Annotated in this window: 8 protein-coding genes; 5 read left to right on the forward strand and 3 right to left on the reverse strand. The window is 36.9% G+C overall.

Going from position 1 to position 14,005, the window contains the following annotated elements:
- Positions 1–238 precede the first annotated feature (238 nt).
- Positions 239–367 carry a hypothetical protein gene (locus QNJ50_RS10080; RefSeq protein ID WP_300634872.1) on the forward strand — a complete coding sequence of 43 codons (129 nt, stop codon included), beginning with the start codon at positions 239–241 and terminating at the stop codon, positions 365–367.
- Between the two features lie 334 nt (positions 368–701).
- Here the strand turns inward: QNJ50_RS10080 and QNJ50_RS10085 are convergent, their stop codons facing one another.
- Together QNJ50_RS10085 and QNJ50_RS10090 are read right to left on the reverse strand one after the other, a co-directional pair.
- Positions 702–1,901: an AAA family ATPase gene (locus tag QNJ50_RS10085; RefSeq protein ID WP_300634874.1), complete on the reverse strand. Its 1,200-nt coding sequence runs from the start codon at positions 1,899–1,901 to the stop codon at positions 702–704.
- Between the two features lie 989 nt (positions 1,902–2,890).
- On the reverse strand, positions 2,891–3,601 hold the full coding sequence (locus tag QNJ50_RS10090; protein ID WP_300634876.1) for a DUF2993 domain-containing protein: 711 nt from the start codon (positions 3,599–3,601) through the stop codon (positions 2,891–2,893).
- Between the two features lie 140 nt (positions 3,602–3,741).
- On the opposite strand from QNJ50_RS10090, the gene QNJ50_RS10095 reads away from it, so the two are divergent.
- The 4 genes from QNJ50_RS10095 (at position 3,742) to QNJ50_RS10115 (ending at position 13,018) form a co-directional block, all read left to right on the forward strand.
- On the forward strand, positions 3,742–4,479 hold the full coding sequence (locus QNJ50_RS10095) for a pseudouridine synthase (RefSeq protein WP_300634878.1): 738 nt from the start codon (positions 3,742–3,744) through the stop codon (positions 4,477–4,479).
- A 91-nt stretch (positions 4,480–4,570) separates the two neighbouring features.
- On the forward strand, positions 4,571–5,377 hold the full coding sequence (locus tag QNJ50_RS10100; RefSeq protein ID WP_300634880.1) for a RodZ domain-containing protein: 807 nt from the start codon (positions 4,571–4,573) through the stop codon (positions 5,375–5,377).
- Positions 5,378–5,678: 301 nt separating this feature from the next.
- Complete coding sequence (locus QNJ50_RS28565) at positions 5,679–10,580, forward strand: HEAT repeat domain-containing protein (protein WP_366914243.1); 4,902 nt, start codon at positions 5,679–5,681, stop codon at positions 10,578–10,580.
- Positions 10,565–13,018 carry a CHAT domain-containing protein gene (locus QNJ50_RS10115; RefSeq protein WP_300634882.1) on the forward strand — a complete coding sequence of 818 codons (2,454 nt, stop codon included), beginning with the start codon at positions 10,565–10,567 and terminating at the stop codon, positions 13,016–13,018. Before QNJ50_RS28565 ends, QNJ50_RS10115 begins: the two co-directional genes overlap by 16 nt.
- A gap of 49 nt (positions 13,019–13,067) precedes the next feature.
- Here QNJ50_RS10115 and QNJ50_RS10120 read toward each other — a convergent pair whose 3' ends face one another.
- Entirely contained in the window at positions 13,068–13,802 is a 735-nt protein-coding gene (locus tag QNJ50_RS10120) for a dienelactone hydrolase family protein (protein ID WP_300634884.1), read from the reverse strand.
- Positions 13,803–14,005 lie beyond the last annotated feature (203 nt).

The following is a 14,005-nucleotide window of genomic DNA, read 5'->3' on the forward strand; positions in this document are numbered from 1 at the left end:
CAATAAAGCTACATTATTTTATTTACTTTTTATTGCTAAATTAAGCTTTTACTATTAATACTGAGTGATTAAGATACATCAATTTTTGTTGGTGCAAGATGTAAGTATAGCAAAATTGGGTATTGTAGGGTGTTCTAGACGGAAGTATTAACGTACCAAAAGCTTTAAGGATAGTGCGTTACGCTGTCGCTAACACACCCTACGCCTACTTAGGGCTTGCTGAATAAAACTCAAACCTATGACAGACAAGGTTTTTAAGCTTTTTTGTGTCAAACAAGTGCAAGGAAATAATGTTTATAGTCTCAAAAACCTTGCACTTTATTCCCTGATATCCCTAGGTAAATTAGAAACCAAAGGACGAAACTAATATTTTGCAAGCTGTGTGGCTTCTAGATTCGCGAAACTCTACTTTTTCAGCAAGCCCTACTTATTTCAAGCGCAAAGTCGCAGGCTTACGCCAACAAAAATCAAATATTATTCCTATACATTAATGAAAATCTTTCTTAGCAAGATATATTTGAATGAGGAAATTTTTGTCCCCTATTTTCTGTTACCCATAGCAATCATATTTAATTAGCGAACAGATAAATTCTGTGAAGACATGCAGAGTCTAATACCTACACCGTAGGTTCTGCAACATCTCTACAAGATGGTTTTTATGAATGATTTGGGATTGCTATACTCCCTGTTTAAAATAATAATTAAACAAACTTTTGACTGAACTCTTGGAGTAAATCTACTCTTCCTTTACGCAACATTGCTGGGTCTAATCTTTCAGTAGTGTTACAAGTCATCAAAACCACTAATCTTTGTCGCATTTGTACACCGGAATCATCAATAACACTCTGGTATAGGGTTCCATCAAGCAAACTCAAAATATGCTCTGTTTTATTACTATATTGTGCTACTTCACTAGCGCGATCTTGAGCTAAATTATCTGCTTCGTTGATAATCAGACAAATTCTTTCCAAGTAAGATGGTGGAACAAAGTTGGAAATAGCATCATGATCCAAGATGAAAATAACATAGCCCAAAGGTGCAAGGATTTCTTTGGCAACCGCTTGAGTCCAAGCTGTTTTCCCCGTCCCAGGTTCTCCGTGTACCAGAACAGCTAACTGGTTTTGATTAAGAATTGCTTGCTGTACTGAGTCAGTAAAACTTTGGATGTTTGCTCCAAAAGTTTTGATTGGGAATTGACTATGAATTTTTCCCACACGACTTTGGTATCCACTTAGCATCACGGCTAAGTTATAGGTTGCTTTATTGATTAGTGGCTGTATATCTTTCGCCATTAAAGTATATTGTCTTCGACCTCTGTCATAGGGATCGATTTGGAGCCAAACATCATGTTGAGACCAATAAGCGTACACGCTGTTGACAACATCTAAACGCTCCCAACCATTAAATTTTTCTACTGGGAAATAAAAGTCACGTTCTAAATAATATTGGGTAATAATATCCGGACAACCTAATAAATCTAAAACTCTGAATACAGCAATCTCTTGAAGACGGTTAAGGACATAGTCAATTGGAATACTGTTACGACTTACAAACTGAACGATGGGAGTTTCAGTGCTTAGAATGTCTTTGTAACGATAGTCCGGTGATAAAGGTTCCGGTGTAATGTAATTCCAAAACTTTTCAACTTCATAACGCGTATCTTCAGAGAAAACATTTAATAAGTTTGCCCACCAAGCATAATTATTTCTACCTAAGTTTTCTCCAACACGACTTGCTAAATTTAAACTTTTTTGAGTTAACTCTTGCGTGTCTTGATGAAATAATTGCCACAAAAAATCCCAATCAAATTCACGATTAAATGGTCTCCAACCACTAGCAAGTAGGCTAGGTTGATTTTTGTTGCGATAGTCGTCACTTTTACCAAAATAATCAAATCCCATATTTGAATTTATGCAGCAATCAAAAATTAAGGAATCAAGATTTACAGATGATAATCTATTTTTAAATTTAAATGTTATGTATCCGAGTATTTTTTATCAAATTTGAAATTACATCAAACAAATTTGAAAGATTACTCGAAAGATATTTACGTATAAAAATTTTGCTAAGTGCAGTTTACTATCGTTCGGTTGTGAATAAATAAGCCCTTAATATGGTAAAAATTTTATTACTTATATTGAAACTGTTACCGCTACGCGGAAGTAAAAAGTAAAAAGTAAAAAGTAAAAAGTAAAAAGTAAAAAGTAAAAAGTAAAAAGTAAAAAGTAAAAAGTAAAAAGTAAAAAGTAAAAAGTAAAAAGTAAAAAGTAAAAAGTCATTAGCGGATCAGTAGGTAGCAGTTCCGGATCCGTAGGTAGCGCAGCTATATCAAGAAACATAAAATATTCGTATTTGGCTCGTAGTAGCACTGTAGCGCTAAAGCGCTATTACAAACAAGTTATGATTTTTCTTATTAATCTACTTAGTAACTGGGTTGTAAAGTTCAAGTAACCTTACAATTAAAGACTTATATTTAAATATTATTGGGATTCAATATTTTTGAGATTCAATATTTGATCCACATAACATGTATTACAATGTAATGCAAAATACTGTAGGTGTCAAGGTACTAAACTATCTATCGATCAATAGTTAGGGAATTGGTTTTCATATATTTAATCTCCAACTATTTTATTTAGATTTCTTGTGACAAAACCGTTCGAGTAATAATTAATATTAAAATCTGACACAAAAAATTTGCATTATCTAACTAAACACAAGAATAGTATCGTAAATTAATAATTTTTAATCTTTTCTTAAACCAGTTACTACTTAGTTTGATCTGTAGTTTTTTTAGTAACTTTAGTAATTAGTTAGAGATTTTACAACAAAAACTACCTATTAATATTTTGCTTACGACTAATTTAAGGATTTGATTTAAGGATTTAGTTTAAGGATTGACATTAACTGTCCCTTTACATGCAAGTATTCCTTTACTCAAATTCAAATATTGAATATCTACATCGTCTCCTAAATCGATATCTTCTGTATGATTTTTTATTATATTTTCATCGGATTTAGTGATATGGATCGGCGATAATTGTAACTTCTGAGAACCCAACAAACTTAAACCAATAACAATATCTACCTGCTCGTAAATACTTTGTTTACATAAATTTCCATTGAGCAATATTTTCCTTTCTTCAATAATGATTTTTTGCCAATTAGTTAACTTGGATTTAGCAATATATTCTGGTAAAATTTGAGTCATTACATCGTTTAAAGCAGTGGATAATAATATTGATGAAAGAGAAGCGTTTAAGTCGCTTTCTTCAATTCTCAACTCACCAAACACTCGGACTGTTTCTAGTAGCTGTAGTGCTTGACCTTTGAGTACTGAGCCAATATTAATGCGAATATTTTCTGCTATCAGCTGGACTTCGGTCAGGTAAATACCTTGATAGACTGCGTCACTAGCAAGAATTGATACCCAGGGTATGCAACCAGAAAGTATTTCACCATCGTTGGCTTTTATTTCCACTTCTAGTTGGGATATTTGGCTTACTTGCGATCGCAGCCATAATTTAAGAGCTGTTGTGAGTACTTTGGTGAATACACGAATTTTTCTGGAGTTTTTTTTCTTTGAGGTATTACGTGACATTTGTTTACTCTAGCTTTATAAATATGAAGTTACGATTTAAATGTACTCAAGCAGAATCTAAATGTAGCAATTATTGCTATCAATAATTCATAAGCAGTATATACACTAATTTTATAGATAAAAAATATACCAGGTATCACATGGGGGTGAAAATACAGAAAATAATATCACAGTGGGGAATTGCTTCGCGAAGAAAAGCCGAAGAAATGATTAGGCATTCTCGCGTAAAAGTTAATAATGAGCTAGCACATATTGGGCAAAAAATAGACCCACAAATTGACATAATTGAAATTGATAATAATCCAGTATTACCTAAAAACAATCCGGAAAAAGTGTATTTATTGTTACATAAGCCAAAGGGTGTTGTAACAACATGTGATGACCCACAGGGAAGACAAACGGTTTTAGATTTATTACCACAAGAACTGAGAAAAGGAAAAGGAATTCATCCTGTTGGTCGTCTAGATGCTGATTCTACAGGAGCATTATTATTAACTAATGATGGTGAACTAACATTTCGACTGACTCATCCTCGTCACAGTGTCCCCAAGACCTATCGAGTTGTAGTAAAAGGATTTCCCCCAGAAGAAGTATTAGAAGAATGGCGTCAGGGTGTGCTTTTAGATGGAAGGAGAACTAGACCAGCAAAGGTGCGTCTGCTGAGAAAATTGGCTGCGACTAGTGAACTCGAAATTATTCTCAAGGAAGGAAGAAAACGCCAAATTCGCCTTATAGCGAAACAAATGGGATACCCAGTAATCAAGCTGCATCGTACCGCTATTGGTCAAATCAAATTAAATACATCAAAAAAAGAGAGTCTATCTCCAGGAAAATACCGTTATCTCAAAGATTTTGAAGTTAATTTTTTGTATCAATAATTTGTATCAATAATTTGTGCCAGTAATTTGTGCAAATCATTCCCGTATATCCCCATTAATGATTAAGGTATTCCAAGGAGTCAAACCAAAGATGAAGTGGTTTAAAAAGCAGGAAAAACAGCAGTCGAATATATCACTAGAAGAGCAAAGAGCAGAAAAATTAACGGAGATGGGTGCTCAACTACGCACTTGTCGTGAAGAAAAAGGTTTTTCGTTGGATGAAATTGTTGCAATGACAAGGATTTCACGTCGGTTATTGCAAGCAATAGAACAAGCGAATTTAGCGGAGCTTCCAGAACCAATTTATACTCAAGGTTTGATTAGAGAATTTGCTAATGTCCTTGGTTTTAATGGAGCAGAATTTGCTAGTACTTATCCTTTAGGTTCGAGTAAAATTACGATTAATTCACCCTGGGTTGTCAGACCAATTGGACAATTAAGTTCGGTACATCTTTATCTTATTTATATTTTCTTAATTTTATTTTCCATAAGTGGTCTATCTACTTTCTTAAATACTGCATCATTAAGTGCTAATAGTAATGTAAATGATTCGCAGTTGCAATTATCTCAAAATCCTGAAAAATCTCAGCTAAATTCTGAAAAGGATTCTTCTATATCTAAGGTTACGACTCAAAAGAAGAATCAAGCATCCCCAAAACAAGTACAAGTAGGAATCACTTTAAAAGAGAAATCTTGGATTAAAGTAGTTGCTGATGGGAAAGTTGAGTATGAAGGTAAGTTAGATAAAGGAGCCAAACGTAGTTGGAAAGCTAATAAGGAACTTACTGTTCGCGCTGGGAATGCGGGGGGAGTTTTGGTAAGTGTGAATCAACAGGTGGCGAAAACAATGGGGAAATCGGGAGCAATTGAAGAAGTGAAAGTTGCTACTTCTAGATAGTAATTAGATGGTTTGTTTGTAATGACGACTATAAATGTAAAAATTCATTCCTCACTTCTGTAATACCAAAGTTTGTTCGCTAAGATTTTTGTAGAGATGTAATGATATAGCAACCCTAAATCATTTGTGAACATTAATATTGTAGAGACGCGCCACGGCGCGTCTTTATCTGTTCACAAATCAAATATGATTGCTACAACACCGAGCAAGACCCATTGGGATATTTGGAGTAGTCAAAATTCTTTTTACAATAATTTTTACAATAAAAGTAAGGTAATAAAATTATTTATATGTATGATTTATGACTGCATTTTCCTGCCACCGCCCCAAGTTTGCTCCCGTTTGGGTTTTCTTGGTTACTTTTTTATTAATTATTTCTTTGTCCATTCCTTGGGTTAGTGCTCAGGAAGAAAACAAGCCAAAACCAAAAGAGTGGCAAATTAATGGTATTGTTGCAGCCTTAGATGATGGCTATGACCAAGTTAAGGAATATGCTTTGAGTGAATTAAATAAATATTACATTAAAAAGATAAATAAACCAGAAAAGATTATTAAGAAAATTGCTAATATCCTTAAGGATGAAAATGTGAAAGGCTACGTTCGTTCTGGTGCAGCAGAGGCGTTGGCTAAATTTGGGGAACCTGCAGCCAAATACATCCCTAATATCCTCAACTTGCTCAAGGATGAAAAGGTGGATTCTAGTGTTCGTTCTGGTGCAGCACAGGCGTTGGGGAAATTTGGGGAATCTACAGCCAAATACATCCCTGATATCGTCAATATCCTCAAAGATGAAAAGGTGTCTTCTAGTGTTCGTTCTGGTGCAGCAGAGGCGTTGGCTAAATTTGGGGAACCTGCAGCCAAATACATCCCCGATATCCTCAACTTGCTCAAGGATGAAAAGGTGGATTCTAGTGTTCGTTCTGGTGCAGCACAGGCGTTGGGGAAATTTGGGGAATCTGCAGCCAAATACATCCCCGATATCCTCAACTTGCTCAAAGATGAAAATGTGGATCTTCATTTTGTTCGTAATAGTGCAGCACGGGCTTTGAGCACATTTGGAGAACCTGAAGCCAAATATATTCCCGATATTCTCAATTTGCTCAAAGATGAAAAGGTGGATTCTTACGTTCGTTCTCTTGCAGCACAGGCGTTGGGAAAATTTGGGGAACTTGAATTAAAACAAGCTGTTGTTATCCTCAATAATCTTTACGATCCTAGTCATTCAGAATATAAACAATGGCGCTTTTTAACTTACTTCACTGGTGGTGGGACTAAAGAGGTAAAAACTTTACTGACATGGTTGGGTTATTCTCAAACAGTTCCTCAACAAATAAAGTATGATGAAGCAAAGGAAACACTAGAAATCTTCCTGGAAGTATGGAAACCTACCAAGGATCTGAGAAGACTAAGAAATGATTTGGCAGATAAGATTGGAAGAATTGCCAAAGATAAAAGTGTTACTTGGAAAGCCTTAGATATTTCTTTGTTGCAAAAACATCACGATAATTTAAAAACAGCAGGCTATAACGAAGCTGACACCATACAGCGCATCATTAATAATCTGCAGTTTTGGAAATGGTTCTTCATTGCCAAAGATATAATCCTGATTCACCTTGCGATTTGGCTTATCCTGACCCTTATTTACCCCACATTTACTCCAGTTCTTGCACCTTTGTTCTGGAACCCTTGGCTGAGACGAATTCTCGGTTTTGGTTATATTGGCTTACTGCTAACTTTGGTTCCTTGGTCCCGTGAGAGATTGTTACAACCATTTAAACCTTTGTTGTTAGGAGATGCAGGATTAGATAATTTTGTCGAGCAAGGTTATTTTGGCGAATCTTATGTGAAGGTTCCACCAGGTAGTATTCCAGTTTTAGATCAAAATCAGAACTTACTAGATAACACAATTACAGTAGTTGCAACGACAGAAAGTAATCCTGAGATATTCCGACCACTGTCTTTGATAAATGCTTTTAGCAAACGCAATACTTTTGCTTTCGTCACAATCATAAATATATTTTTGCGAAATAGACTTTGGCGAAAGCGATCACCACAAAAAACAAACTCATTAAATAAATATTCCCCAAAATATATTACGTCACAAGTTCAACCAATTACTCAAGCGATCCCAAGTCTCCAAGGACAAATAGTTTTAGAAGGGGAATCGGGTTTGGGTAAATCAATGTTTTTGCGACATTTAGCGAATAATTCCCGGCGTATTCTTGTTTACCTCCCCGCTCAAAAGTGTGATAAAGGGGTAATCAAGGCAATTTATGCCAAATTAAAGGAGCAAGTAAATGACTTCAAGTTCCTAAAAAACCTGATTTACAATGGTGCTTTAGATATCTGCATCGACGGACTCAACGAAGTTACAGCGGACACCAGAGCGAAAATCTCCCAGTTTGCAGAAAGCTATTTTCGGGGCAATATAATTATGACTACTCAGCCCCTCGACTGGATACCGCCTTCGACTGCGAAGAAATACGAATTGCAGCCTTTAGAACGCGAACAAATTGAGCAATTTTTGCTGTTGCGTGGTGAGACGATTGGGGAATGGCGATTGGGGACTGGCGAAGACAAAGGAATTAACGCATCATTTACACAATACGACCAAGCTTGTTCTAACTATCTTGCGGAAGCTTTCAACGAACAGCAATCACCGGAAGATTTAGCAGTAACCAAGCGCATCCTTTCTAATCCGATGGATTTAACTTTGGTTGCCCTGATGCTATCACAAGGACAGCAACCAAATTTATTTCGCCTGCAAGAACAACAATATCAACTGATGGCGGCTGAATATCAGCGAGAATACCAACGGGAATTTCCTTTAAAAAAGTTTTCTGAAGCTGTTTATCAAATGCGATTGTATGACGAAACCATCATACCCAGTGAGGAATTTGGATCTGAATTAGTATGCTTGGGAAATGAAAAATATAAGATGGTTATCAGTCGTCTGTGGGAAAATGACAAAGGGGAACCAGAAACAACCTGGTATTTTCGTCACGATAAAATTATGGAATTCTTCCTAGTACAAAACTTTCGCGGTGCAGGTGAAGCAATTCAAGAACGGATTCAAAAACATATTAACGACCCCAGATTTCGCGGTGTTTATTTATTATTAGCGAACTTACTTCCCTTAGATGATGCAGTAGAACTGCGAGAAAGAATTATCGACTATGCTGCTAACAGCAAAGACCATACATTAAGCGATAAATTTGTTCAGTTGTTACAGTTGCGCTTACCGCTAAAATGGACGCAAGGCGCAAAAGTAAAGTCATTATTACAACAACACGAACAAAAAACCCAGTATTTAGATTTAGTAGCAAAATTTTTAGAACAGGTCGATGCGACGGTCAAACGGGAGCAAAAACTATACCTGACCATTGAAAATATTGAAAGCAGTTTGAGTAATTATGCGCCGTTTCCTGTTGTGATCGCGATCGATACCCCGACAGATGAAGATATCAGTCATTTGGTAAAACTTTCCCAACAATTGAAAGCAGAATCGACAACAGAAACAGAAATAACAATAGAGCGATCGCCCAAAGCTGGCTTATTAATCTACAAAATTCCTCCAGATCCTGCAGCCAGAATGGAAATTGCTAAGGTGCGGTTACGGGATAATTTTCTCTTAATTCCCATTCCCATCACATCCGTGGAAAAAGCCTTAAGCGATAAAGAAAATTGTATTGGCTTGCTGGATGAGTATATTGATCGATATTTCCAACATGCTGACTTCTTTGACGATCGCAATGCCATTACCGACACATTATCATTTTTCGGTCGTACAGAAATCTTACAACGCTTGGGAGAAGAACTACTAAGACATCAAGCATTAGGGCTTTTTGGACTGCGTAAATCAGGTAAAACCTCAGTTTTGATCCAATTGGGTTTTATGCTGCGGGAATATCCCATTATCCATATTGATTTGCAAAGCTACGGCGGTTCTCGTTACGCTGTGGATTTATTTAACAAGATTATTGATGGTTTATCTAGCTTAGAAAGTGAAACTCCCTTTCCCCAATTTGCACCATTTCCTCGAGAACAACCTGCTGCTGAGTTAACAGCTGAATTTATTCAACGGGTGAATGAATATGTCAGTGTTATCCAGAACCAAACAAAATATCACAACCAAAAGAAATATAAACTACCCATCCTGTGCTTCTTAGATGAAGTAGAAAGAATTATTCCCACACCAGAAGACGATCGCGAAAAAGCTGAAGAATTCAATGCTTTTTTTGGAGCGCTGCGGGTATTATGTCAAGAAAAGAAAATGTCATTACTGGTTGCTGACGTACATCCCGATTGCAATCGGATTAATTCCTGGACACAAGCAGGAGTTGCAACAAATCCAGTTTTTAGCTTCTTCAAAGAAATCTTTTTACCACCTTTCTCAGAAGAAGAAACCCAAGACATGCTGGTAAACCTTGGTAAACTAATGGGTTTAGAGTTTGACACCGCAACACCCCAACAAATCCATTATCAAAGTGGTGGACATCCCTTCGTTTCTCGTCAAATCGCCCGTTTTCTCACACAAAAAATAAAAGATCAATATAGTTCAGTTAAGAATTCTTTTGAAACAAATAACACTGTAGAGACGCGACATGTTTCCCTACGGGAACGCTTTGCTAACGCGTCTCCACCAAAAAATTCAGGTTTATCTGAACCGTATTTGATTAAAAATAAGCAGGACTTACCTCATCAAAACAGTAATACGCTCATTGAATGGGGAATGGTAGAAAAATATTTAAAGAAAACCTTAACCCAAAGAGGTCAGTTAAAAAATTATCTAGAAAAAAGTATTTGGGAAGACTTAGAGAAACGCAACTTCCAAGTTGCTATTGCTGTGCTGCAATGTATCGCCTGTAACGAAGATTCACAGCGAAAAATAACACAAACAGCCTTATTTAACCAACTAAAAAGCAAATTTAAAACCAACCAGTTATTAAATGCTTGTAATTGGCTGATAAATGTTGGATTGTTATATGAGGAGGAAGTTGAAGAGCAAAAAGTTGAAGATTCAGAAGTTCAAAATCAAGAAGTTCAAACCCAAGAAGATAGAACCCAAGAAGTTCACATTCAAGAAATTCAAACCCAAGAAATTCAAAGTAACGAACTTTACCATATCCGAATTCGTCTCTTATCAAGGTGGATCTACATGCAGATGACAGAAGAGGAAATTGAGCAATGTACGATTCTGTAGGAGAACGTCCCTTTGATAATTACCGCACCCCCATAACAGAACCCTCCTACTTCTTTGGACGTAGTGAATTAATTCATACCATGCTCAAATTCCCCTTTCAGGTGCGGATACTCTTAGGTGGAAGACGTTTGGGTAAAACCAGCGCTTTACGTGCTATCGAATGGAACTTGCTCGATCCTAATAATAATCCCGATCGCAATCCCAATTCTAAATATTTTCGTCGTGCTTTCCCGGTATTAATCGATCTCAAGTTAGAACAACCCAAAGACTTAGATAATCTACGTTATATCCTGATCGCCAGACTCCGAGAAGCAATGGAACGCTGGCGAGAAATTCCTGTAACAAACATTAACCAAATGTACCCCGAGTTTCTCAATCAAGTTAAGGGTGCTGAAGTTACTTTGAATTTCCTCTCAAGTTTAAATATTAATTGTAATATTAATAATCCCGACACCGAAAAGCGGTTAAATAATGATAACTTTCGACTCGCTTTCTTAAAAACAAAAGAAGAACTACGAAAACAAAAAGAATTAAACTTTCAAGGCGTCTGCTTCCTGATTGATGGTGCTGAATTCATTGTCCGTCAAACTTGGGCTACTGATGCTTGGTCTTATCTACGGGGTTTAAAAGATACCGACATCGCCATCAAATCAGCTTTAGGTTTGTTGCTTTCCGGTTACCGAGACTTAAAAGAATATCAGCAGCGCGTCGGTTCGCCATTATTGAACATAGCAGAAATTGAATGGTTAACTACCTTAAGCGAAGAAGATACCAGAAAACTGATATGCGATCGCGTTTCGCACATGTCGCAGACTTATGAAGCCGAAAAAGAAAATATTTTTTTGAGTGAAGATGCGATCGCGCAAATTATTGAATGGTCTGGATGTCATCCCTACCTGATCCAACAATCGCTCAACATGATTTTTGACTCCAACCAGCAATGTGAACTTGAGCAGCAATGCTTAGACACTCATCTCATCAACAAATTATTACAGCATCACGATAAAGATTTCTCTTCCTGGTGGAACGCCGAACACCTCTCTGGTTGCTTTAGTGAAGACGAACGCAAAATTTACTGTACCTTAATCAAACAATGCCAAGCGACCCCCAAAGATTTAGCAAAAAATACAAGTTTCAGCCGATTCAAAGTGTCAGAAGCATTAGAAGTAATGGCTGGTACCGGTGTAATTCACCTACTAGATGATGAATCTTACATATTAGGTTCTCGTCTATTTCAGGAATGGGTGAAAGATTTAACTTCTAATACTTTAAGTCCTACTACATCTGAGTCAGACCCTGAAAAGCAAGCACAACAAGTTTTATTAGATAAACAATTATGTAAACAAAATCAAACTCAAATTAATTACCAGGATTTTCAAATCATAGTTGATAAAAATTATTATATTCGTGCTTCCTCAGAACAAGGGGAAGTTAAAAACCAATTATTATTAGATATCAATAAAATCAAACTGACATTAAAACTGATCGAACTCAATCAGACAGATACAGAACTGCTCAAAGCACTAGGTCACGAGCTTTACCAAGCACTGTTTCCCGATAAAATTAATGCTCGATTCCACGCTACATTAGCAAGCGCACAAACAAACCAAGAAAGCGTCCGCTTACGTCTAATATTTGAATCACCCGAATTAGCTTCCCTACCTTGGGAATTCCTCTACGACGAAGATACCAACACCTTTTTAGGAAACAACACCGAAACCGTTCTTTCTCGTTATATTGATATTCCCTTAAAAAAAAGCGATCTAAAAGCTGTTAGTTTACCTCTGAAAGTCCTATTAGTCATTTCCACTCCCACTGACTTAGCCACATTAGACATTGTTGGAGAAGAAAAACTAATTCAAGAAGCCTTAAAAACACACATAGAAACAAAAAACATTGAGTTAGATATTTTACAAACAGCAACGAGACGAGAAATCCAACAAAAGCTGAACGAGAAGCATTACGAGGTGTTTCACTTCATCGGTCATGGTGAATTTGAGAATAACAAAGGCTACATCGCCTTGATAGATGAAGCAGGAAAAGCGAAATATATGGACGATGAAAACTTCGCTAACTTCTTCTTAGGTAGTCATAATGTAGGATTAGTTATCCTAAATTCCTGTCAAGGGGCAAAAGTAGCTTCAAACCAAGCAATGAGAGGTACAGCACCAAACCTAGTGCGTCGGGGAATACCCGCAGTAATAGCAATGCAGTATTCTATTTTTGACAACACTGCCAAACTTTTCACAGACGAATTTTATCGTACTTTAGCACTGGGTTATCCCATAGATGCAGCAATCCAGAAAACTCGGAATGCAATTTCTATGGAATGTGGACTCGACAGACGGGACTTTGCAACACCAGTGCTTTACATGCGAGCCAAAGACGGAATTATTTTAAGTGGGTTTACAAGTCCCGAAAAACTTGATATTTCGTAGTCAAAAGTAATGCGATCGATTTGGTAGTGCTATGGGCTAGTATTTTGACCTAAACAATTTTTCCTAGATGTTTATCGAAAAACTCAGTCAGTTCCCGCCAAGAGTCTTCTGCTGCAGAGGAATTATAGGAAGAACGCTCTTCGCAGAAAAATCCATGGTCGGCATCAGAATAAACCTTCAATATATAATCTTTACCAGCTTCCTTACCAACTTCTTGGAAGCGGGACTCGATTTGTTTAACTCGTTCTAGGGGAATATATGGATCGACACCACCAAAAAACAAGTATGTGGGCACAGTGATATTCTTTACAGCCTCGATCCACTCATCAAGAACTACACCATAGAAAGGTGCAGCAGCAGCTATTTCAGATGATAACTTGCAAGCGGTAAGAAAAGTTAATCCACCACCCAAACAAAATCCAGTCACTCCAACCTTGTCGGGATAAACATCTGGTAGTGATTTGACATAAGCCAAAGCCGCTCCGATATCTTCCTCTACAGACTTATCAAAATCAAGACGCCACATCATCGCCTTAGCTGGTTCAAGTTCGTCGTAACCAAACTTATTATTTGGTAGTTCGCGATAGTACAGATCTGGAGCCAGCACTACATAACCTTCCTGAGCAATTCGGGCTGCTACATTTTGGATATGGGATGTTAAACCAAATGCTTCCATAAGGAGAATGATTGCTGGTTTGCGATCGCCTTCTGTAGGTGTACACAAAAATGCAGGCATTTTTCCGTCAGGAGTGGAAATCATTACTTCTGTTTGTTTGATTTGCATATTATCACTCCTATGAAAGCTTTTTAGCTGACGGACTTTCAGATTTTAGATTTTATCATGCTGTTTGCAGGCTGAGAAAAGAACTACTTTTAATTTTTCAATCTTTTTATTTTTCTGAATGTAGAAGAGCCGATGGGGGTCATGCAACCCCAGACAATGCACAATTAATCCACCCATACTGCAACACGAAATAAACATTAACT

It is taken from the genome of Mastigocoleus sp. MO_188.B34 (assembly GCF_030065675.1).
In the GTDB taxonomy this organism is placed as follows: Bacteria; Cyanobacteriota; Cyanobacteriia; order Cyanobacteriales; family Nostocaceae; genus Mastigocoleus.